Genomic DNA, 21536 nt, shown 5'->3' on the forward strand with positions numbered 1-21536 from the left:
CGGCCGGTCCCGGCCGCCGGTCCGGGCGCGGCCTCTCGACTCGGGTCGTCCGTCCGCTCAGACCGCCCCGGTGCTCGCCCACAGGTGGAACGCCGCGTGCGCCCGGTGCGGCCGCCATGCCTGCGACGCCGCCTCCGCCTCCGCCGTGCTCACCCGGCCGAGCGCCTTCCGCAGCACCAGGTCGCCGGCGGGAAAGGCGTCCGGATCGCCGAGGAACCGGAGCGCGAGGTAGTCGGCCGTCCACGGCCCGATGCCCGGGATCGCGAGGAGCGCGCGCCGCTGCTCCGGCAGGTCGCCCGCGCGGTCGAGCACGGGTCCGGCGGCGAAGGCCTCGGCGACGGCCCGGACCGTCCGCGCCCGGGCGTTGGTGATCCCGATCGCCGAGCGCAGAGCCTCGAACTCCGGTGCGAGCAGGGCGGCGGGTTCGGGGAACGCCAGCAGACCGCGCTCCCCCGGGGCGCCGAAGGCCGCGGCGGTGCGTCCGCCGAAGGTCCGGGCCGCGGCGACGGACACCTGCTGGCCGAGGACCGCCATCACCGCCGCCTCGAACGCCTCCGGGTACTGCGTCGCGCGCAGCCCCGGCCGGGCCGCGACGGAGCGGGCGAGCAGCGGGTCCCGCGAGAGCTCGGCGCCGATCGCCACCACATCGGAGTCGAGGTCGAACCAGGCACGGACGACCGCGGCCGCCGGCGTCAGCACGTCCGGCTCCGCCTCCACCCGCAGCCCGGTCTCCGTCACCTCGAGCGCGACCGGCCGCGGCGCCCCGTCGAGGGCGAGCAGGCGCTCCAGGCGCCGGCCGTCGGCCGAGACCCGCTCCACTCCGGGGAGGGCGTGGTTGCGGAGGAGGCTCGCGGCGCCGGCGGAGTCGAAGGGCCCGAGGGCCGGCAGGTCGAGGGAGGACGTCTCGTTCAGGGGAGCAGGACCGTCTTGCCGCGCGCGCGGCCCGACTCGACGAGGGCGAGCGCGGTGGCCGCCTCGGTCAGCGGGAAGGAGGGCCCGAGCACGACCTCGAGCTCCCCGCGACCGGCGCGGTCGAGCAGGCCCGGCCGGGCGGCGTCGCGGAGCGCGGTGCCGGGATCGGCTCCCGGTCCGCCGCCGAGCATCAGGATCCCGCCGAGGCGGGCGGCGTGCTCGAAGCCGGCCACAGTGGCGATGCGCGAGCGGTCGGCGACCAGAGCCACCGAGGCGTCCAGCGCCTCGTCGGTGCCCGCCGTGTCCAGCGCGACGTCGACGCCGCCGGGGGCCAGGGCGCGCACGCGCTCCTCCAGCCCGGCGCCGTAGCGGACCGGCTCCGCGCCGAAGCGGCGGACGACCTCCTCGCCGCGCTCGCTCGTGGTGCCCAGCACCCGTGCTCCGCGGGCGACCGCGAGCTGCACCGCGAGCGAGCCGACGGCCCCGCTCGCCCCGTGCACCAGGACGGTGTCCCCGGAGGAGACGCGGGTGGCCTCGACGAGGTGCTCGGCGGTCGTCCCGGCCAGCAGCAGGCCCGCGGCCGCCGCCCAGCCGAGCCCGGCGGGCTTGGGCAGGACCGCGCTCGCGGGCGCGACCAGCTCGGCGGAGTAGCCGCCGGAGACCCGGAACGCCACGACCTCGTCGCCCACGCGGATCGGGCCGAGCGGCCCCTCGGCCCCCTCGCCGACCGCGGTCACGACTCCGGAGACCTCGCTGCCCGGCCGGACCGGCACCCGACCGCGCCCGAACATCCCGCGCAGGAGCTTCGCATCGGCCGGGTTCACGCCCGCGGCGCGCACCGCGATCCGCACCCTGCCGGGCGTCGGCTCCCCCGGATCGACCTCGACGGCGCGCAGCGCCTCCGGCCCGTCGAATCCCTCGGCCTGCATCGCGACGACCATGCGTCCGCCTCCCGTTCCCGGGCGCCCGCGCGCCCGAGCGCGACGCTAGCAGCAGCGCCCGGCCCCCGGACCCCCTGCGGAGAGCGCGGCCGCCGACCGAGAACGCCCGTTCTGGTACCGCCTACCATGGAGGGATGTCCCCGATCCTCGACGAGCGCCCTCCCCGCGAGGCGATCCTCGCGGCCGCCGACCGGCTCTACTACGAGCGCGGCATCCAGTCCGTCGGGATGGACGAGCTCCGCACGGCCGCGGGCGTCTCGCTGAAGCGCCTCTACTCGGAGTTCCCGAGCAAGGAGTCGGTGGTGGTCGCCGTCCTGCACGGCCGGCACGAGCAGTGGACCCTCGGCGTGACCACCCGGGTCGCCGCGGCGGACGGACCTCGCGGCAAGCTGCTCGCGATCTACGACTTCCTCTTCGACTGGTTCTCCGAGGACTCGTTCCGCGGCTGCGGCTTCATCAACGCCTTCGGGGAGCTCGGCTCGTCGAACCCGATGGTCGCCGAGATGGCGCGCGACCACAAGGAGACGTTCCAGCGCTTCCTCGCGACCCTCGCCGAGGAGGCGGGTGGCGGCGCCGAGCTCGCCGCGCAGCTCGCGATCCTCGCCGAGGGCGCCCAGACCACCGCGGCCATCGCCGGAACCCCGGAGGCCGCCCTGCACGCGCGTCGCGCCGCAGAGATCCTCATCGACGCGGAGACGCGCCCCGTCTGAGGCACGCCGCGCGCGGGATCAGGCCTCGCCGCCCCCGGGCGGGCCGACCACGAGCAGCGCCGCGAAGACCACGGCGACCAGAGCCAGGACCAGCGCCCCGGCGAGCACGGGCCGCGCGAGCGCCCAGCGGAGGAGTCTGCTCGTCACACGCCGGTCGCGCGGGTCGTCCGTCGCGTGCGTCCGCCACGGGCCCTCCAGCAGGCCGCGGCGCTCGAAGCCGCGCTCCAGCGGGATGGTCGCGTAGGGCACGACCGCGCTGACGACCGCGAGCGCCGTCGCGCCCGCCGACCACCGCTGGTTCACCGCGAGCACCAGGGCCGCGGCTCCGTAGGCGAGGAACGCGAACCCGTGGATCGGCCCGGCGACGCTCACCGGCCAGTCGCCGGCTCCGGCCGCGTACTTCAGCAGCATCCCGACGATCAGGAGAGTCCAGGTCACCGCCTCGACGATCGACAGCAGGCGGAAGAGGCGGCGCGGGCTCATGGGATCGGCTCCGTTCGGTCCGCGGCGACGCGGCTCGGGGTCGGTCGAGGGTCGCCCGGAGCCTACGGGAGCACGCTCGCGAGGAACCTGAGCGGACGAGGACCGCTCGGGGCGCTCAGCCCAGCCAGCCGGTGAGCGAGAGGGCCGTCACCGCGCCGACCAGGCCCGCGGCGACGAGGGCGACCGTGCCCGTGACTCCGCTGCGGGAGGGGGCTGCGGCGGGGCCGCCGGCCAGGCGCGCCCAGAGCCGGCGTGCCACCTCCTCGGCGGAGGGGCGGTCGGCCGGATCGAGAGCGGTCATCGCGGTCAGCAGCTCGCGCCACTCCGCCGGGACCGACTCCGGGACGACGGGCGCGTGGTGGAGGCGCTGGATCGAGATCTCGAGCGTCGTGCCGGTGTAGGCCCTGCGGCCCGAGACGGCCTCGAGCAGGACCAGCCCGAGCGAGTAGACGTCGGACGCCGGTCCGACCGGGCCGGAGCCGAGGCTCTCGGGGCTGAGGTACGCGGCGGTGCCCACCAGCACGTCGGAGCGGGTGAGCCGGGCGTCGTCGACCGAGCGGGCGATCCCGAAGTCGCTGAGCTTGGCCTCGTGCGCGGAGAAGCCGGATGCGGTGGCGCGCGAGCGGACGAGGACGTTCTCGGGCTTCACGTCGCGGTGGAGGACGCCCTGCGCGCGCAGGTGCGCGAGAGCATCGGCCACCTGAGCGCCGACCTCCGCGACGAGCCGCTCATCGCCGGAGCCGAACCAGTCGGCCGCCGGGTCGCTGCGGTCGAAGTACTCGAGGACGAGGAACGCGAGGTCGCCCTCCTCGCCGGGGATCTCGCCCTGGTCGAGGACGTCCACCACGGAGGCGTGACGCGAGTCGATCAGGAAGCGGATCTCGCGCTCGCGACGCGCCCGCTCGTTGGGGGTGTCCGGGACGTCGCGGTGGACTTTGACCGCGACCTGGCGGGCGAGGCGGAGGTCGCGGGCGCGGTAGACGACGGCGCTGCCGCCCTCCCCCACCCGCTCGAGCACGAGGTAGCGACCGGCCAGGGTGGAGCCGACCAGCGGATCCACGACGTCGGCCAGGAGCGGCTGCAGGCGGTCGAGTTCGTCCAGCACGGGCAGCTCCCTTCGCGAATGAGTCACTAGCTCGTCTAACTAGTAGTCCATTCGTAGTGGTCGCCGCCCTTCCAGGCAAGCACCTCGGGGGAGGTTGGCTTGTCTAGATGTTCTTGCTACGAGACTGTCTAGACTGTTCGGCATGGATGAGGTCACGCTGAAGCGACCCGGGGCCTTCTGGTTCTCGGGTGAGGCGACCGAGCCCGGAGCGGTGGAGGTCCTCGCCGCGATGCGCGCCTTCCGCACGGCGGAGGCCGCGATGCGCCGACGGACCCGCGGATCCATGGGCATGGGCGAGAACGACCTGCTGGCCGTGCAGTTCCTCATGCGCCGCCAGCAGAAGGGCGTGCACGTCAGCCCGAAGGACCTGGCCTCCTACCTCGGCATCTCCTCCGCCTCCACGACCGTGCTGATCGACCGGCTGGTCAAGAGCGGGCACGTGGTCAGGGAGCCGCACCCGAGCGACCGCCGGGCCATCCGCATCGTCGCCACCCCCACCTCCCACCGCGAGGTGCGCGAGACGCTCGACGAGATGCACCGCCGCATGCTCGAGGCGGCCGAGACGCTCAACCCCTCCGAGGCCGGGACCGTCATCCGCTTCCTGCAGACGATGCGCGACATCGTCGAGCGCCCGGCCGACTCCGAGACGGTCGACGCCGCCCAGGAACTCGCGGGCGAGCCGATCGGCGAGTACGCCGACGGCGTGCTGGAGCAGCGCCGCGCCTGACGCGCGTCCACGCGGCCGTGGCCGTGCGTCCCCGAGAGTTCACTCCGAGGGACTTCTGCCGCGCCCCGGGTCCGTCGGAGAATCGAGGCGACCGGCGGCGATGGACAGAAAACGCAGTCCGCGACGTAAGTAGCTAGCTCAACTAGTAGGAAGTCTTTCTAGCGATATAGAGTGACGGACGTCAGCCACTCGCACGTCAGATCGGAGCACACCATGGGCAACATCCTGTACGGCACTCCCCCCGCCGCCATCGAGGTCGAGGACCGCGCCCTCGCCCACCTCCAGATCGTCATCATCAACAAGTTCCGCCGCGACGAGCGCTTCCTGCTCACCCTCGACGCGAGCCCCCAGGCCGGCACCGGCCGCCGCGGCGTATGGATGCACCCGACCATCCCGATCCAGTTCGAGTTCAAGGGCAGCCGTCAGCCCACGATCAACCCGGAGTGGGTCGAGGCCCTCATGGAGCGCGCCAACAGCGGCGCCGGCCTCCGCATCGTGCCCGAGCCGACGAGCAACGCCGCCGTTCCGCTGCGCCGCGCCGAGCCCGCCGCCTGACCCTCCGCGCCGGAGCCGCTCCCGATCAGGCGCCGCCGCCGCACACCGACACGACCCGCCTTCCCGCCCGGGAGGCGGGTTCCGTCGTCTCCGGGCTTGAGAACCCCGGGAGCGCGCTCGCAAGTGGTTGACATTCCGCGCCACGGTCAGGGTCGCAGTCCTACACTGCTCCTGCGGCAAGGGGTCGTTCCGGCGGGCTCGTCCCTGCTGTCGCACGCATGACCGGCCGCCGGCCGCTCGGGCCCCCCTCTCGAGCGACCGGCGGACGGCTGCGCGGCGCACCCGAAGCGCCGTCCGCGAGGTCCGCCGGAACCAGGAGCGGCCAGATGACCCACGGAACGAACAGCCTCACCACCACCGTCGACGAGGTGCGCCCGGGCGACCTCTTCTGCGCCGTCGTCGCCCACGAGACCGAGCAGTGGCGCGTCGTCGCCGTCCTCGGCATCCGCGTCCTCGCCGAGCGGGTCTCCGGAGGAGACCGCCGCAGCTTCACGCTCCGCTTCGTGCGCCACCAGCTCTCGCCGGACGTGCTCATCGCGAGGGGCGCCGCAGCGACGGCCTCTCCGGACTCCCGCCGCTAGAGCGCCGCCGTCGCCACGGCGGGCCGCGCCAGGCGGGCGAAGAGGCGGTCGAACACGACCCGCCGATCGAACTGCAGGGCGTACTCCCGGGCGGCCGCCGCTCGGCGTGCGCGATCGTCGGCGCTGAGCTCGAGGACGGCGTGGTCGAGGAGCGCGGCGATCGTGTCCGGGCTGTCGACCGGGGTCACGAAGGCGTGCTCGCCGATCGCCTCGCCGATGCCGCCGGTCAGCGTGGTGATGATCGGGCCGCCCCCGGCGAGCATCTTCTCGGCCAGCGCGATGCCGAAGGTCTCGACGAACTCGGGCCGCGGCTTGCTCGGGAGCACGAACGCCGCGCAGCCCGCCATCAGGAAGGGCTTCTCCGCGTCGCCGACGTCGTCGAGGAAGCGGATGCGGTGCGCCAGCGGTGACGCCGCCGCGATCCGGCGCAGCTCCGCCTCCTGCGGACCGCGACCCGCGATGACGAGCTCGTGGCGCTCGTGGACGGCACTGCGCTCGTAGCCGGTGATGAGATCCTCCACGCCCTTCGCCTCGGTCAGGCGCGAGAGGAAGAGGACGTAGCCGTCGGTCCGGAGTCCGCGGGCCCGCACGACCTCCTCGACGACGCCGGGGTCGAGGTCGAGGTAGGCGTCCGCGTCGATCGCCGGGTAGGACACGGCGATGCGCTCCCGGCACTGCGGAGCGAAGCGCGTCCCGTGCGCGGCGTCGACGCGCTCCGCCTCCTCGATGATCAGGTCGCGCGTGTACTCCGACACCGCGACGCAGTGGTCCTGCGAGAGGTAGGAGGAGAGGATGTGGGCGGCGGCGCCCAGCCGGCCCTCCTCCACCGCCCGGCGGACCACGTTCGTGACGTCGGAGCCGACGGCCTCGGCGATCGTGGTCACCTCGACGGGCAGTCCGGTGCTCCAGGCGGCGCGGAGGGCGTCGGCCACGACGAGCGTGTGCGGGCTCAGGTAGAGCGAGAGGCAGACGGTCGGGACGCCGTCGGTGAACAGCTCGATCAGGCGTCCGGTCATCCCGGCCAGCCAGCGGCCGTCCGGGACCTTGTAGTCGCCCACGGGTCCCGGCCGCTCCACGACGATGCCGTCGCTGTAGGGCAGCACGGCGTCGAGCGGCTTGAGCGGGAGGCCCGCGGCCTCGAGCCGGTCGATCGGCCAGGTGACGATCCGGACCTCGTCGAATCCGCGCTCGCGGGCGGTCTCGGCGAGATTGCGCGCTTCGACGGAGTGCCCGCAGATCACCGGATCGGCGCGGACGACGATGACGAGTCTGTTCTGCACAGTGTTCGCGTGCGTGCTCTGGTCCATGGGTCTCCTTCAGGGGTCGTCGGTCGGGTGCGGCGGCGGAGGCCGGACGCGCGGGGTCGGTGGTGGCGGGGGTGACGGCGAGCGGGGGTCAGTGCCGGCGCGCCGGCCACGAGGGCGGCCGATGCTCGGGCAGGGTCCCCCAGTCGGAGGGCTCCGGACCGAGGTGCAGGAGCAGCTCGCCGCCGCGATGGAGGGCGGCCGCGGTCAGGACGCTCGTCAGGAGGGGCGCGCCGTCGAACTCGGCCGACTGCACGTACTGGACCGGCCCACCCGGCTCGGGCTCGACGAAGCCGGTGGTCCGGATCTCGAGGTCGGCCCCTCCGATCGCCACCGACGCGCGCGCGAAGCTCGGCGCGTTGACCAGCACCAGGCCCTGCCCGGCGACGGGGAACAGCCCGAGGCTCGCCCACACGTACCAGGAGCTGAGGCCGCCGGAGTCGTCGTTCCCCGGCAGGCCTCCCCGGCCCGCTCCGAACCGCTGGTGCAGCACGCCGTGCACGATCTCGGCGGTCCGGTCGGGCCGTCCCGCGTAGTGGTACGCCCACGGCGAGTCCATGTCGGGCTCGTTGTTGAGCCCCTCGAAGCGTCCGAGCTCGGCTCCCGCGAGCATCTCGCTCCGCTCGGGGCGCAGCCCGGGCTGGACGACCGGCTCGGCTCCGTAGCCGAAGAACTCGTCCAGCTGGGCGACGAAGCCCTCGTCCCCTCCGCTGAGGGCGATGCGCCCGGCCATGTCGTGCAGCAGGCGGAACGAGTAGTTGTGGCGGGTGCCCTCGTAGTACGTCGAGTCCTTGAGCAGGCCGGAGCGGAGGTCGAACGCGTTCACCCACTGCGCGGCGCGCTCCTCGAGCTGCTCGGCGAGCTCGAGATCGCCGACGTGGCGGGCCACGACCGCTGTGCACCAGTAGCCGTGCGCCAGGTCGAGCGTGTGGCTGATCGGGTGAGCCTCCCCCGCGGCGAGGAACTCCTCGCCGTACATCCGCTTGAGGTCCTCGCTCATGTGCACGAGAGCGGCGTCCCAGTCGATGCCGGGCAGCCCGAGCCGACAGAGGTCGGCGAGGAAGGTGTGCGCGAGGGCACTGCCCTGGCGCGAGAACCGGTCGCTGCCCTTGGCCATCCGGTAGCCGATCGGGAAGTTGCCCTCCTCCTCGCAGATGGTGAGGAGCGCAGCCGCGATCTCGACCGCCCGCTCCGGCAGCAGCATCGTGAGCAGCGGGAGCTGAGTGCGGTAGATGTCCCACATCGTGCTGATGTCGAAGACGAAGGGTCCGTCCGTCGGCCAGAACGGGCTCTCGGAGGGGGCGAGGCACGGCTTGATCAGCGAGTGGTAGAGCGCGGTCGAGAAGATCGTCTCGCGCTCAGCGGACGGGGTGTCGACGGCGATCGTGCGCAGGCGCTTCCGCCACGTCTTGCGGGTGCGATCGCGGCGCTGGTCGAACCCGGTGCCCGCAGGAGGGACGTCGCGATGCAGATTCTCACGGGCGCGGTCGGTGCCCCGCAGCGAGAAGCCCATCCGGAGCTCGACGGTCTGCCCTGCCGTGCTGGGTCCCGCCCACATCAGCCCGAAGGGGCGCAGCGTGGTGGGACGGATGTGGTCGAAGTCGAGCCGGGTCCCGCCGGGCATCAGCCGGCGGTCGTACCAGAGCATCTGCCGCCACTGCAGGGCGTCGCACTCCAGGTGCACCGCGAGCGGCGCCCCCTCCATCACGACCTCGCCGGCCGCGACTCCGGGCGAGATCGAGTGCAGCTGCGCGCGCAGCGGCACCGTCGCTCCGCTCGGGATCGCCAGACCCCCGAGGGAGAGGTCGACCACCACGCGTGCGCTGCGGTGCTCGGGGAAGGTGTAGCGGTGCACCACGGAGGCGGGCCCGACAGTGAGCTCGGCCCGCACGCCGGAGGAGAGGGTCGCCGCGTAGTAGCCGGGCTCCGCCACCTCGTCCTCGAGGGCCCAGCTGCGCCCGAGCTCGTCGAGCGGCTCGAGCATCGGCGTGACCCGCAGGTAGTTGTAGTACTTGCGGATCGCGCCGGTGCCCGACTGCTGGAAGTGGGTGAATCCGCTCGCCTCGAGGCCGTCGTGGAGCGTCGGCGGGACCCCCTCGAGCGCGAGGTCGTAGCGGCCGTAGCCCGTCGGATAGGCGCCGGAGTAGGAGCACGCGGACACCATGCCGAGGGGGTAGGTGGCTCCGGGGTGCGTGTTGCCGATCTGCGGCTTCGGCGACCACCACGTCGCTGCGACCCCGGTCGGCTCCGGGAGCGCGGTCGCCTCCGTGCCCAGGAACGGGTCCACCCGCTCGATCATCCGCTCGCCGCCATGCCGTGACGCTAGGCACGGCGGGGAGACGAGGGGTGTCGACGGGGTGTCCGGCGGACGACGGAGCGGCGACGGATGAGGGCCGACGGGCTAGGGGATCAGGCGCTCCGCGCGGTAGCGGTCGAAGAGCGCCGTGAACGAGTCGACCGTCCGGTGGAACGCCGTGAAGCCGGCGAGGCGGGACTTGCCGATGTCGGTGACGACCTCGAGGTTCCGGCCGAGGTCGGCGTCCGTGTGCCACCAGGAGGCGACGCGGGAGAGGTCGGGCTCGATCAGCCCGTGCTCGTCGACGAGACGCCGCCAGACGGGCTCGGCATCGGCCATCTGCTGCTCGAGCGGCTGCGGCTCCTCCCGCGGGCCGACCGGCTCGACGCCGAAGTGCTCCGCGATCCGGGTCCACATCCAGCGCCAGCGGAAGACGTCGCCGTTGACCACGTTGAAGGCCTGGTCACGGCCCGCCTCCGACGTCGACGCCCAGAGCATCTGCTCGGCGAGGATCGTCGCGTCGGTCATGTCGGTGAGTCCGTTCCACTGCGTGAGCGAGCCGGGGAACACGAACGGGGTGCCCTCGGCACGGTGGATCGACGCCGCGACCGCGAGGGTCAGCCCCATGTTCATCGCGTTGCCGACGGCGTGCCCGATGACCGTGTGCGAGCGGTGCACCGACCAGGTGAACCCGGCGCGCCCGGCCGCGGCGAAGAGCTCGTCCTCCTGCGCGTAGTAGAAGTTCGGGGCGTCGAGGCGCTCCTCCTCCTCGTGGAACGGGGTGTCGGGCATCGCGCCCTGCCCGTACGCCTCGAACGGGCCGAGGTAGTGCTTGAGGCCGGTCACCAGCGCGACGTGCTCGACGGGAGCGTGCGCGAGCGCGGCGAGGAGGTCGCGGACCATGCCGCCGTTGACCGCGATGTTCTCCTCCTCCGTCGCCTGGCGCGACCAGGCGGTGAAGAAGACGTGCGTGGGGCGCTGGTCGGCGAGAACGCGGGCCAGGTCCTCGGCGGAGCGCAGGTCGGCGGCGAGCGGAGTGACGCCGGGGAGCGCGTCGATCGGGCGGCGCGAGAGGGCGGTCACCGGCCACCCCTGCTCGGTGAGCAGGTCGACGAGGGCGGAGCCGCCGATGCCCGTCGCACCGACGACGAGGGCGCTGCGGGGGTCGGACGGGGGGACGGGAGTGGTGGAGGACATCCCCTGGGCCAACAGCCCCGGGGGCGAGGCATTCCCCGATCCGGGCGTCACGGAGGGACACCGGAGGTCACGGAGGGACACCGGGCGTCACGGGCGGACCGCGGACCGGGCTCCTCCCCTACCGTCGAGCACGAGCCGCCCGGGGTGGGCGCAGCGGAACAGGAGCCGACGATGACCGCGACCGATCTGCGGGCCGTGCCCGAGGTGGACTACGAGGAGCTGGCGGGGCGGTTCCGGCCGCTGTTCGCCGAGATCGCGGCGGGAGCGGCGGCGCGGGAGAGCGCACGCGAGCTGCCGGTCGCGCAGATCCGAGCGCTGGCGGACGCCGGGTTCGGCGCGGTGCGCGTGCCGCTGGAGTCCGGCGGGGCCGGCGCGAGCCTCCCCCAGCTGTTCCGCCTGCTGACGGAGCTGGCCGCCGCCGACTCCAACCTGCCCCAGGCGCTCCGCGGCCACTTCGCCCTGGTCGAGGACCGGCTGCTCGCGACCGACGGGACCCGCGAGCGCTGGCTCCGGCGCTTCGCCGACGGCGAGCTCGGCGGCAACGCCTGGACCGAGGTCGGCACGGTCGCGATCGGCGACGTGCAGACGAAGGTCGCTCCGGTCGAGGGCGACCCGACGCGGTTCACGGTGACCGGCACGAAGTACTACTCCACCGGCAGCGTCTTCGCCGACTGGATCGACACCTTCGCCCAGCGCACCGACACCGGGCAGAAGGTGATCGCGATCGTCGACGCTCGCCAGGCGGGCGTCGAGCACGCCGACGACTGGGACGGCTTCGGCCAGCGCACCACGGGCTCGGGGACGAGCACCTTCACGGAGGCGGTGGTCGCGGCCGAGGACGTGATCGACTTCGAGACCCGGTTCCGCTACCAGACCGCGTTCTACCAGGCGGTGCTGCTGGCCGTGCTGGCGGGCTCGATCGCGGGGGCCGAGCGCGAGATCGCGGCCGAAGTGCGAGCGCGGACGCGGATCTTCTCGCACGGGAACGCCGAGTCGTTCGCGGCGGATCCGCAGATCCTGCAGGTGGTGGGGCAAGTCTCGGCCGCCGCCTACGCGGGAGCGGCGATCGTGGAGCGCGCGGCGGTCGCGCTGCAGCGGGCGCACGACGCGGCCCTCGACGGCGACCCGCTCGAGGACGAGCGGCAGAACGACCTCGCCGAGCTCGAGACGGCGCAGGCCCAGATCGTCCTGACGCAGCTGGCCACCCGGGCGACCTCCGACCTCTTCGACGCGCTGGGCGCCTCCGGGGTGAGCACCCGCAAGAACCTCGACCGGCACTGGCGCAATGCTCGCACGGCCGCGAGCCACAATCCGTGGGTGTTCAAGGCGCGGATCGTCGGCGACCACGCGGTCAACGGCACCGTGCCGCCGCGGGTCTGGGCGATCGGCGCGGGGCCGAAGCGGTAGTCGCCTCGGCGCCGGCCGGGGGCGGTGGACAGCCGGCGAGGGCGGAGGAGAGGATCGAGGGGGCGGCGACGCGGCCGCCGCGGACGAGGGGGCTCGCGATGATCCGGACGACGACCGCGAGGGGCGCCGGTGCGCTGCTCGCCTGCGGGGCGGGGCTGCTCGCGCTGAGCGGCTGCACGGGAAGCGCCGACGAGGGGACGGCCCCGACGACAGCTCCACCGCTGGTCTCGAGCGCTCCGACGCCGAGCAGTGCCGTGCCGACCGCGAGCGCCGGCAGCGCGACTCCGCTGCCCACCGCGACCCCGGCCACCGCCCTGCTCCCCTGCGAGGACCTGCTCACCGCCGAGGAGGAGGCGTCGCTCGCCGAGGACGGCCTCGCCCTCTCGCCCGAGGCGACGGTCTACGACGCCGACTACCCCGTCGTGCAGGAGATCGCCGAGGACGGGGTGCTCTGCCGGTGGAGCGGCCAGGGCGACGTGTCGGTCGTGGTCGGGCAGCTGGCGGTCCCGGACGCGGAGTGGCCTGACCGGAGCGCCGCGCTCCTCGCCGATGGGTTCACCGCCGACGACACCGCGGCTCCGGGCTTCCTCGACGGGCCCGACGGACCGGACGAGAGCTACCCCGGCCGCGGCGTCCTCCACCGCGACGGCGTCCTCTACTACGTGAGCTACTCCGGGATCGTCGGCTCGATCGTGCCGCTCTCCGACTGAGGCGGCGGATCGACGACCCAAGGCGGGCGCCCGTGGTCGGCGCTGCTCCCCGTCGTCAGCTGCTCGCCGTGGTGGTCGAACGACAGCGGGACTCCCGCCTCGGCGCACTCACGGCCGATCAGGTCCATGGCGTTCCAGAAGTACTCGCTCGCTCGTCGATCCCCGGAGATCGCGGAGAGCAGATTGCTCGTGGCGAGACGAGCAGCGTCGGACGCGATCGAGTTCGAGGAGCTCTCGTCGAAGCCCTCGAGGGCTTCGCGAAACGGTGGACGCAGAACGGGATCGAGTTCCGGCGCGCAGTCGTTCCACGTGCGCTCGAGCGGAACACAGGGAGCGGCCTCCTGATCGCCTCCCGGCTCGGTGCAGCCCACAAGAAGCAGCACGGATACGAGTACCGCCGATGAGGCGGTCGTGCGGTCCACCATCGATCATCGCTCGATGTGCATCGTCCCCGTCGTGACCCAGACCGCGCAGGCCTTCTTGCGATGTTCCGGGGCACTGGTCTCGACGATGTGATCGCAGATCGAAACGCCGGTGTACCACTTCACGCACCCCCCTTGAAACTCGTACTCGCAGTTCTTGTTCGGCTGAATCGGAGCGGCCGAGGCCACCTGCGCCCCGAGAACCGACGTCAGCGCCAGCGCGACGACAGCGAGACCGGACCCGAACCACAGAGAACTCTTCATGACGTCTCCTCATTCGCCTGCAGATCCGCCGGGTCCTGGGACCGTATCCATCGCGGAGAGGGTGTCGGACGGTCGGCGCGAACTCGACACATCGCGGCGCGGGCCGGGCGCTCGAGAAGGGGTAGCGTCGACAGGTGCGATTCCCGTGGCGTTCCCGAGACAGCGAGCGACTGCCGCGGGACGTGCTCGTGCTGGGGGTCGTCGCCTTCTTCGTGATGCTGGGGTTCGGCGTCGTCGTGCCGGTGCTGCCGACCTACGTGCGCAGCTTCGGCGTCGACTACACGGCGGTCGGCGCGGTCGTCTCGGCGTTCGCGCTGATGCGGCTGGTCGCGAATCCGTTCGTGGGGCCGCTCGTCGACCGGTTCGGCGAGCGGGTCGTGCTCGCCATCGGCATCGGCATCGTCGCGCTCTCCTCGGCGCTGGTCGGCTTCGCCTCCGACTACCCGCACCTCCTCCTGCTGCGCGGAGTCGGCGGCATCGGCTCCGCGATGTTCTCCGTCGCGGCGATGACGCTCCTCCTGCGCACCGCGAGCCCGGAGCGGCGCGGCCGCTCGATCGGCTTCTACCAGGGCGGTTTCCTGCTCGGCGGCATGGCGGGCCCCGCGGTGGGCGGCGTGCTCACGGCGATCTCGCTCACCGCCCCCTTCTTCTTCTACGCCGGCACGCTCGCGATCGCGGGGCTCGTCGGGCTGATCCTGCTGCAGCGGCCGGAGCGCGACGCGGCACCGTCCGCCGCGGCGAGGACGAAGCCCCTGCGCGAGGTCGCCCGCGACCGCCGGTACCAGAGCGCGGTGCTGGCGAACTTCGCCCTCGGCTGGTCGGCGATGGGAGTCCGCGCGACGCTCGTCCCCGTGCTCGTCGTCGAGGGGCTCGGCGGGCAGCCCGCCTGGACCGGCATCGCGTTCGCGATCGCCGCGGTGGTGCAGACGATCGCGCTAGCGCCCGCCGGCCGCTTCGTCGACACGGTCGGTCGGCGCCCGGCGCTGATCGGCGGATTCTCCGTCGCGGCGGTGGCGATGCTGGCGATGCCGTTCGTCTCGGAGCTGTGGCTGCTCGTCGTGCTGCTCTGCGTCTACGGAGCGGCGGCCGCCTTCATGGGCACGGCCCCGGGTGCGCTGGTCGGTGACGCCGCGGGCGAGCGCGGCGGCAAGCCGGTCTCGGTGTTCCAGGCCGCGTCCGACCTGGGCGGCGTGATCGGGCCGCTGCTCGCAGGCGCTCTCGCCGACGCCGCATCGCCGACCGCGGCCTTCGCCTCCGCCTTCGTGCTGCTGGCGGCGAGCGCGCTGCTCGGCCTGCGGATCCCGCGCTCGCGGATCGCCTAGCTGTTCCGCCCGCGGGCGTCGACGGGCCAGACGGCGCCGCCGCCGTCGCGGAGGAGGACGCGGTACTCGTCGGCCAGGTTCACCGCGACGCAGACGTGGTTCGGCGCGATCCGCACCCGCGTCCCCACGGGCAGGTCGACACCGGTGATCGTCGCATGGTGCTCCGAGAGCACCGGGATGCGCGCCTCCGGGTGCTCCGGGAGGCGGCCGAAGCCGCTCGAGGCCGCGCCACGATCGGAGGAGAGCACCTTGCTGCCCGCGTCGGCGATCAGGTGGTCGCCGCGGCGGGACACGATCGTGGCGAGGACGGTGACGGCGATGTCCTCGGGCGTCGTCGTGCCGATCTCCCACTGCTGGGCGTCGCCGAGGGCCGAGACCCCGGGGCGCAGCTCCGTGAGCACCGAGGAGTCGGCGAACGCGGCCGACGGGGTCGAGCCTCCGCTGACCACGCGGGCCTCGACTCCGGACGCCGCGAGCGACGCGACCGACTCGGCGAGCGCGCGCGCCTCGTCGCGGGCGGCCGCCGCTCCGTTTCCGGCCGCGTAGCTGTGGCCGGGGAAGGTGAAGACGCCGGCGACGTCGAGCCCGGCCGAGACGGCGGCCGCGGCGATCGCGCCGGCTTCGGCGGGGAGCACGCCGCTGCGGTGGTGGCCGGAGTCGATCTCGACGACGACCTCGAGCCCCTCGCGCTCGGGCAGGGCCGCGGCCAGGCGCTCGGCCGACTCCGCCGAGTCGACGCCGACCCGCATACGGGCGCTCGCGAGGACATGGCGGAGCCGCCCGGCGCGCTCGGCGTCGAGCCAGAGCGGGTAGGCGATGAAGAGGTCGCGGATCCCTCCCGCGGCGAAGACCTCGGCCTCCGAGACGGTCGCGACGGTGAGCCCGACGGCCCCCGCGGCGAGCTGGCGCCGGGCGATCTCGAGCGACTTGTGGGTCTTCGCGTGGGGGCGGAGCGCCAGACCCCGCTCGCGGGCAGCCGCGGCGACGGCGGCGATGTCGCGGTCGAGCACCGCCTCGTCGAGCACCAGCGCCGGAGTGGCGAGAGCGTCGAGCACGGCGGAGCGGGTGGAGCGGGCGGAGGAGTCGGCGGCGGCGGTATCGACGGTCACGCGCCGAGCCTAGGCCGCACCACCGGCCCGCGTCCGGCCGTCACGGCGGCCTCGCGCCGGTCCGCCGCCGGTCATCGCGCCCCGAAGAAGGCCCCGCGGAGGGATCCCGTCGAGCACGACACCGCGTCGACCTCGGAGGCGGCCGCGCCGCTCCGACACCGTCTTCCGGATCGCCCACCTCTCCGCCGGGACGCTCCCGACGATGCTTCCGGGCTTCGGCGTCGTCGGGCTGAGCACTCTCGTCCACTGACCGTTCATCCGCCGCGGGATGCGGGAGGACCCCGGCGCTGCCAGGCTGAGCGGATGACTCCGCAGTCCTCCCGCCTCCGGCCCTTCGGCCCGTCCGGCGCCACCGTCACCCGGCTGACCCTCGGCACCTCCTGGCGCCCCGAGCGCGTCGCCGACCTCGATCGGGTGCCGGCCCTCGAGCGCGTCCTCGACTCCGACGCCGCCACCCGCGCCGTCTCCGTCGTCGACACGTCCAACGAGTACGCCGGCGGCCACAGCGAGCGCCTGATCGGCGAGGCCCTGCAGGCCCGCGGCGGTGTCCCCGAGGGGATCACCGTGGTCACCAAGCTCGACCGCGACCCGAGCACCGGCAGCTACTCGGCCGAGCGGATGCGCCGCAGCCTCGACGAGAGCCGCGAGCGCCTCGGGATGGACGTCCTCCCCCTGCTCTACCTGCACGACCCCGAGCGCATCTCGTACGACGAGGCCTTCGCCGAGGACGGCCCGGTCCGCGCGCTCGTCGCGATGAAGGAGGCGGGCGTCGCCCTCTCGATCGGGATCTCGGGCGGACCCGCGCCGATGCTGCGCCACTACGTCGACACCGGCCTCTTCGACGCCGTGATCACCCACAACCGCTTCACGCTGGTCGACCGCTCCTCCGAGGAGCTGATCGACGCGTCCGTCGACCGCGGCGTGATCGTGGTCAACGCGGCGGTCTACGGCGGAGGCGCCCTCGCGCGCTGGCCGGAGCCGGTCGCCTCCTACGCCTACCGGCCGGCGCCGCGCGAGATCGTCGACGCCGTCGCGGCGATGGGAGCGGCCTGCGACCGGGCGGGCGTGCCGCTCGCCGCCGCCGCGCTGCAGTTCTCGACGCGCGACCCCCGCGTGACGACGACGGTCGTCGGCGCCGCCTCCGCCGAGCACTACGACTCCTTCGTGGCCGACGACGCGCTCGAGATCCCCGACGCCCTGTTCGAGGAGCTGGAGTCGCTCGCTCCGCCGAGCACCGTCTGGCAGGACGCGCCCGGGTCGACCTGGCCGCGCTGATCCGGGCATAGCCGGGCTCTCCTCCCGGTTGGAGCACGTGACCCCCTCCGCGAGATGCCGCCGGCGTGCGCCCTCACCGGCGTATCGCGTACCGAAGCGGCGTTCCGCGGAGAAGCACGACAGGAGAGACATGACCGACACCGCCTTGTTCCAGCCGCTGACGCTCCGCTCGAGGACCGCGCGCAACCGCCTCTGGGCGGCACCGATGTGCCAGTACTCGGTGGAGGCGCAGGACGGCGTGCCCACCTCGTGGCACCTCGTGCACCTCGGCGGGCTCGCGCGCGGCGGATCGGGCGTCGTCATCGCGGAGGCCACCGCCGTCGTCCCCGAGGGGCGGATCAGCCCCTGGGACACGGGGCTGTGGAACGACGAGCAGCGCGACGCCTGGGCTCCGATCGTCGATTTCGTGCACGGACAGGGCGCGCTCGCGGGCGTGCAGCTCGCCCACGCGGGCCGGAAGGCGTCGACCTACCGCGAGTGGAGCGGACGCGGATCCGTGCCGCTGGAGGACGGCGGCTGGCCGACCGTCGCTCCCTCGGCCGTCGCGTTCGAGGGCTACGCGGAGCCGCGCGAGCTGGCCGCGGAGGAGCTGCCCGGCCTCGTCGAGGCGTTCCGCGCCTCCGCCCGCCGCGCCGCGGACGCCGGCTTCGACGTGATCGAGCTGCACGCCGCGCACGGGTACCTGCTCCATCAGTTCCTGTCGCCGCTCTCGAACACCCGCGAGGACTCCTACGGCGGCTCGCTCGAGAACCGGGCGCGCCTGCTGCTCGAGGTCGTCCGCGCGGTCCGCGCCGAGATCGGGGAGCTCGTGCTGCTCGTCCGCTTCTCCGCGACCGACTGGGCCGAGGGCGGCTGGACACTGGAGGAGACGATCACCGTCTCGGAGTGGGCGCGCGCCGAGGGCGTGGACCTCTTCGACGTGTCGACCGGCGGACTCGTGCACGCCAGCATCCCGGTGGCGCCGCTCTACCAGGTGCCGTTCGCGCGCGACCTGCGGAAGGCGACCGGTGCGCTGGTCGGCGCCGTGGGACTCATCACCACGGCGGAGCAGGCGGAGGGCGTGGTCGCGAACGGCGACGCCGACGTCGTGCTGCTCGCCCGCGAGCTGCTGCGCGACCCGAACGCTCCGGTGCGGATGGCGCACGAGCTCGGCGCGGACCTGCCGGTGCCCCCGCAGTACACCCGGGCCTGGCGCTGAGCCTTCAACCGCGAGATGCCACCTGTGCGCACGCCTCGCGGCGTGTCATGTGCACAAGTGGCATCTCGCGGAGGAGAGCGGTCGGGCTCCCCGGAGGAGAGCGTCAGCTCTCGGAGGGCTCCTCGGGAGCGTCCTCCTCGGGGTTGAAGTGCGAGTCTCCGGAGACCCCCACCGCCAGCCCGTCCTCGGAGTGCGGGATGGTCTCGTCGTCGCCGAGACCGTTCGCCTTCTTCTCGCCCTCGGACGAGGTGGCTGCGTCGGTCACGGCTCAGGCCTCGACGTCGCCGCGCCAGGCACCGTCGGGGGTGCCCTGCTTCTCGATGTACTCCTTGAAGTTGTTCAGGTCCTTCTTCACGGCGTGGCTGCCGGCGCCGACGAGCGAGCCGAGCGTCTCGAGGAAGCCCTTCGGCTCCCAGTCGAGCTGCACGGTGACGCGGGTCTCGGTGTCGGAGAGCTTGTGGAAGGTGACGACGCCCGCGTGGTCGGTCTCGCCGCCGGTGCTGTTCCACGCGACGCGCTCGTCGGGGTGCTGCTCGGTGATGTTCGCCTCGAACTCGCGCTCGACGGGGCCGACCTTCACCTTCCAGACGGTGAGGGTGTCGGTGACCTGCTGGATCGACTCGACCTCGTCGAGGAAGCGCGGGAACTCCTCGAACTGGGTCCACTGGTTGTAGGCGACGGACACGGGGACGTTGACGTCGACGGTCTCGATGATCTGCGGCACGGTGGTGCTCCTTGCTGTCTCACTCGGTGTGCGGCGTTCCGCTGCTGCGGTCGTCACGCTCGACGTTAGGCGGGAGCCGCCTGGGAGCGCACCGGGTTGCGGACTGACCCGAACGTGGTAAGCGGAGGCGGTGCTGCGGTGCGCGCGCCGGGACGGCTCCGTCGGGTGCCGAGACGCCGCCGTGCGCGCCGGGACGTCCGCGGGAGGGCGGCGTCCGGACGGCACGGCGGCGTCTCGGGAGCGGCAGGCCGGAGCAGGCCGCGGTCAGCGGTCCTGCGGGTCGCCGCCGAGCTGGCCGATGGCGGGGAGGGGGCCGCCGTCGTCGGCGCCGGTGCGGCGCCAGCGGGCGATGGCGTTGCCCAGGTGGTAGATCACGAGGGCGGCGCCGGCGCCGAGGACGATGCCGCCGAGCTCGAAGCCGCCGGAGGAGAACGAGAAGCCGGCGATCGCGATCACGAGGGAGACCGCGGCGGTGTACTGGTTGACCGGGCGCGAGAAGTCGACGCGGTTGTCGATCCAGATCTTGATGCCGATCACGCCGATCAGGCCGTAGAGCGCAGTGGTCGCGCCGCCCAGGACACCGGCCGGGATCGAGTTGAAGACGGCGCCGACCTTGGGCGAGAGGCTGAGCAGGATCGCGGTGACGCCGGCGACCCAGTAGGCGGCCGTCGAGTACACGCGGGTGGCCGCCATCACTCCGATGTTCTCGCCGTAGGTCGTGGTGCCGGAGCCGCCGAAGGCGCCGGAGAGGGTGGTCGCCACACCGTCCGCGATCAGGGCCCGGCCGGTGCTGGCGTTGGCGGAGGCGTCGGTCATCGTCGCGACGCCGCGGACGTGTCCGACGTTCTCGGCGATGAGGACGAGCACGACCGGCAGGAACATCGCGATGCCCGACCACGTGGATCCGGAGGCGAAGTCGGGGAAGGTGAACGGCGGCAGCCCGAACCAGTCGGCCGCACCGACCGCGGAGTAGTCGATCTCGTTCCGCAGCAGGGCGACGACGTAGCCGATGACCACGCCGAGGAAGATCGAGACGCGGCCGAGGAAGCCGCGGAGGAAGACGCTCGACAGGATGATCGCGGCGAGCGTGATCGTCCCGGTGATCGGCGCCTGCTTGAAGCTGAGGTACGCGGTCGGAGCCAGGTTGAACCCGATCAGGGCGACGATCGCGCCGGCGACGACCGGGGGCATCAGCCTGTCGATCCAGCCCAGGCCGACGACCTGCACGAGGACGCCGACGGCGGCCAGGAGGAGGCCCACGGCGACGACTCCGGCGAGCGCCGACCCCGTCCCTCCGACGGTGGTCGCGGCCGTGACGGGCGCGATGAACGCGAAGCTCGAGCCGAGGTAGCTGGGGAGCCGGTTGCGCGTGATCAGGAGGAACAGCAGCGTCCCGACTCCGGAGAAGAGCAGGGTCGTGGCGACCGGGAACCCGGTGAGCACGGGCACGAGGAACGTCGCTCCGAACATGGCGACGACGTGCTGGATTCCGATCGCGATCGTGGCCGGCCAGGCGAGCCGCTCGCCGGGGGCGACGACGGCGCCGGGCTCGACGGTGCGGCCGTCTCCGTGCAGGGTCCAGATGGGCATGGGGCTCCTCGGCGGGGAAGGGAGGCGGGGGTCGACGTTCACAGTAGCGAGGGGTCTGGCCGTGCCGCGGCACCCGACCTACGATCGGGCCATGGACGGAGCGCGGCGTCTCGGCGAGGAGGAGTTCTCCGCGCACCTCGCCGAGCGGGTCGCGCGGATCCGCGGGTCGTTCGGCGACCTCCCGCTCTGGGCGGTCTCGGGCTGGAGCGGTCCGCGGCTGCTGGCGGAGTGGACGCTGACGGGCGGCCCGCGGGGGCTCTCGTTCCTCGCCGACGAGGCGGTCCCGGGCGGGCCGGGGCCCTCCGTCGAGATCCGCACGACCCTCGGCGATCCGCGGCACGACGTCGCGCTGCTCTGCTGCCGCGAGGAGGCGCCCGTCTCGTTCGTGCAGCCGGAGGCGCTGCCCGCCCCCACGCGGATCGCGGAGATCCCGGTCGACGGGGCTCCGGAGCCCTTCGAGGTCTGGGAGGGAGCCGGGGCCGTGCGCGCGGCCGCCTGGGTGCGCGGGCACGTCCTCACGCTGGAGTGCCGCGGAGTCGATCTGGACGCTCTCGCGCTGGACGAGGTGGACGACATCGAGCCGTTCGTGGCCGGCTGGCTGGAGTTCGTCGGCGCCTCGCGGCGTTGAGCGCCGACCCGCGCTCCCGCGCTGCTGGGAGAGCGCGGAGTCCCGCCCGGCGCGCCGGTGAAAGATGTGCGCCGAT

At 73.5% G+C, this 21536-nt stretch carries 23 protein-coding genes; 10 read left to right on the forward strand and 13 right to left on the reverse strand.

The window, feature by feature from the left end:
* Positions 1-57: 57 nt before the first annotated feature.
* Positions 58-912 carry an AlkA N-terminal domain-containing protein gene (locus tag C5C99_RS01890; RefSeq protein ID WP_308471804.1) on the reverse strand — a complete coding sequence of 285 codons (855 nt, stop codon included), beginning with the start codon at positions 910-912 and terminating at the stop codon, positions 58-60.
* The gene (locus C5C99_RS01895) at positions 909-1853 is read right to left on the reverse strand and encodes an NADP-dependent oxidoreductase (protein WP_258063594.1); all 945 of its coding nucleotides are present in this window, start codon (positions 1851-1853) and stop codon (positions 909-911) included. The genes C5C99_RS01890 and C5C99_RS01895 overlap by 4 nt, the downstream gene beginning before the upstream one ends.
* A gap of 134 nt (positions 1854-1987) precedes the next feature.
* On the opposite strand from C5C99_RS01895, the gene C5C99_RS01900 reads away from it, so the two are divergent.
* The gene (locus C5C99_RS01900; protein ID WP_104224170.1) at positions 1988-2563 is read left to right on the forward strand and encodes a TetR/AcrR family transcriptional regulator; all 576 of its coding nucleotides are present in this window, start codon (positions 1988-1990) and stop codon (positions 2561-2563) included.
* An 18-nt stretch (positions 2564-2581) separates the two neighbouring features.
* On the opposite strand, the gene C5C99_RS01905 is transcribed toward C5C99_RS01900, so the two are convergent.
* Together C5C99_RS01905 and C5C99_RS01910 are read right to left on the reverse strand one after the other, a co-directional pair.
* Positions 2582-3046 carry a DUF3817 domain-containing protein gene (locus tag C5C99_RS01905; RefSeq protein ID WP_104247001.1) on the reverse strand — a complete coding sequence of 155 codons (465 nt, stop codon included), beginning with the start codon at positions 3044-3046 and terminating at the stop codon, positions 2582-2584.
* A gap of 115 nt (positions 3047-3161) precedes the next feature.
* Entirely contained in the window at positions 3162-4151 is a 990-nt protein-coding gene (locus tag C5C99_RS01910; RefSeq protein WP_181074526.1) for a serine/threonine-protein kinase, read from the reverse strand.
* A gap of 142 nt (positions 4152-4293) precedes the next feature.
* On the opposite strand from C5C99_RS01910, the gene C5C99_RS01915 reads away from it, so the two are divergent.
* From C5C99_RS01915 to C5C99_RS01925, 3 genes are all read left to right on the forward strand, one after another.
* Positions 4294-4878: a MarR family winged helix-turn-helix transcriptional regulator gene (locus tag C5C99_RS01915; RefSeq protein WP_104224167.1), complete on the forward strand. Its 585-nt coding sequence runs from the start codon at positions 4294-4296 to the stop codon at positions 4876-4878.
* Positions 4879-5091: 213 nt separating this feature from the next.
* A complete protein-coding gene (locus C5C99_RS01920) occupies positions 5092-5433 on the forward strand; it encodes an ATP-dependent DNA ligase (protein WP_104224199.1) in 342 nt (113 codons plus the stop codon).
* A gap of 326 nt (positions 5434-5759) precedes the next feature.
* Positions 5760-6014 carry a hypothetical protein gene (locus C5C99_RS01925; RefSeq protein ID WP_104246999.1) on the forward strand — a complete coding sequence of 85 codons (255 nt, stop codon included), beginning with the start codon at positions 5760-5762 and terminating at the stop codon, positions 6012-6014.
* On the opposite strand, the gene C5C99_RS01930 is transcribed toward C5C99_RS01925, so the two are convergent.
* From C5C99_RS01930 to C5C99_RS01940, 3 genes are all read right to left on the reverse strand, one after another.
* Positions 6011-7321, reverse strand: coding sequence for a glycosyltransferase (locus C5C99_RS01930; RefSeq protein ID WP_104249746.1), 1311 nt, complete (start codon positions 7319-7321; stop codon positions 6011-6013). The genes C5C99_RS01925 and C5C99_RS01930 overlap by 4 nt on opposite strands.
* Positions 7322-7409: 88 nt before the next feature.
* A complete protein-coding gene (locus C5C99_RS01935) occupies positions 7410-9605 on the reverse strand; it encodes a glycoside hydrolase domain-containing protein (RefSeq protein ID WP_258063595.1) in 2196 nt (731 codons plus the stop codon).
* A gap of 114 nt (positions 9606-9719) precedes the next feature.
* Positions 9720-10811 (reverse strand): SDR family oxidoreductase, encoded by a 1092-nt coding sequence (locus C5C99_RS01940; protein ID WP_104268554.1) that lies wholly within the window; start codon positions 10809-10811, stop codon positions 9720-9722.
* A 171-nt stretch (positions 10812-10982) separates the two neighbouring features.
* Here C5C99_RS01940 and C5C99_RS01945 point away from each other — a divergent pair, with 171 nt between their 5' ends.
* Complete coding sequence (locus tag C5C99_RS01945; RefSeq protein ID WP_104261042.1) at positions 10983-12218, forward strand: acyl-CoA dehydrogenase family protein; 1236 nt, start codon at positions 10983-10985, stop codon at positions 12216-12218.
* Between the two features lie 98 nt (positions 12219-12316).
* Entirely contained in the window at positions 12317-12928 is a 612-nt protein-coding gene (locus C5C99_RS01950) for a hypothetical protein (RefSeq protein WP_104339511.1), read from the forward strand.
* On the opposite strand, the gene C5C99_RS01955 is transcribed toward C5C99_RS01950, so the two are convergent.
* On the reverse strand, positions 12886-13353 hold the full coding sequence (locus tag C5C99_RS01955; RefSeq protein WP_104339512.1) for a hypothetical protein: 468 nt from the start codon (positions 13351-13353) through the stop codon (positions 12886-12888). The genes C5C99_RS01950 and C5C99_RS01955 overlap by 43 nt on opposite strands.
* 3 nt (positions 13354-13356) lie before the next feature.
* Positions 13357-13614, reverse strand: coding sequence for a hypothetical protein (locus tag C5C99_RS01960; protein WP_104339513.1), 258 nt, complete (start codon positions 13612-13614; stop codon positions 13357-13359).
* A gap of 134 nt (positions 13615-13748) precedes the next feature.
* Between C5C99_RS01960 and C5C99_RS01965 the strand changes: the two genes are divergently transcribed.
* Entirely contained in the window at positions 13749-14936 is a 1188-nt protein-coding gene (locus C5C99_RS01965; protein WP_258063596.1) for an MFS transporter, read from the forward strand.
* On the opposite strand, the gene C5C99_RS01970 is transcribed toward C5C99_RS01965, so the two are convergent.
* Positions 14933-16045, reverse strand: a complete 1113-nt coding sequence (locus C5C99_RS01970; protein WP_258063597.1) for an alanine racemase — start codon at positions 16043-16045, stop codon at positions 14933-14935. The two genes, C5C99_RS01965 and C5C99_RS01970, sit on opposite strands and share 4 nt — an antisense overlap.
* Before the next feature lie 303 nt (positions 16046-16348).
* Here C5C99_RS01970 and C5C99_RS01975 point away from each other — a divergent pair, with 303 nt between their 5' ends.
* Positions 16349-17320, forward strand: a complete 972-nt coding sequence (locus C5C99_RS01975) for an aldo/keto reductase (protein WP_104339514.1) — start codon at positions 16349-16351, stop codon at positions 17318-17320.
* A 130-nt stretch (positions 17321-17450) separates the two neighbouring features.
* Positions 17451-18518 (forward strand): NADH:flavin oxidoreductase/NADH oxidase, encoded by a 1068-nt coding sequence (locus tag C5C99_RS01980; protein WP_104254884.1) that lies wholly within the window; start codon positions 17451-17453, stop codon positions 18516-18518.
* 103 nt (positions 18519-18621) lie between these two features.
* Here the strand turns inward: C5C99_RS01980 and C5C99_RS16990 are convergent, their stop codons facing one another.
* The 3 genes from C5C99_RS16990 to C5C99_RS01990 all read right to left on the reverse strand — a co-directional run bounded on the left by C5C99_RS16990 (position 18622) and on the right by C5C99_RS01990 (position 20832).
* Complete coding sequence (locus C5C99_RS16990) at positions 18622-18783, reverse strand: hypothetical protein (RefSeq protein ID WP_167299017.1); 162 nt, start codon at positions 18781-18783, stop codon at positions 18622-18624.
* Positions 18784-18786: 3 nt separating this feature from the next.
* Positions 18787-19242 (reverse strand): SRPBCC family protein, encoded by a 456-nt coding sequence (locus C5C99_RS01985; RefSeq protein ID WP_104224157.1) that lies wholly within the window; start codon positions 19240-19242, stop codon positions 18787-18789.
* Positions 19243-19506: 264 nt separating this feature from the next.
* Positions 19507-20832 (reverse strand): uracil-xanthine permease family protein, encoded by a 1326-nt coding sequence (locus tag C5C99_RS01990; protein ID WP_104246990.1) that lies wholly within the window; start codon positions 20830-20832, stop codon positions 19507-19509.
* Positions 20833-20923: 91 nt separating this feature from the next.
* Between C5C99_RS01990 and C5C99_RS01995 the strand changes: the two genes are divergently transcribed.
* Positions 20924-21460: a hypothetical protein gene (locus C5C99_RS01995; RefSeq protein ID WP_104225957.1), complete on the forward strand. Its 537-nt coding sequence runs from the start codon at positions 20924-20926 to the stop codon at positions 21458-21460.
* Positions 21461-21536: the final 76 nt, after the last annotated feature.

Origin of the sequence: Rathayibacter sp. AY1C4 (assembly GCF_002932195.1) — a bacterium.
In the GTDB taxonomy this organism is placed as follows: Bacteria; Actinomycetota; Actinomycetes; order Actinomycetales; family Microbacteriaceae; genus Rathayibacter.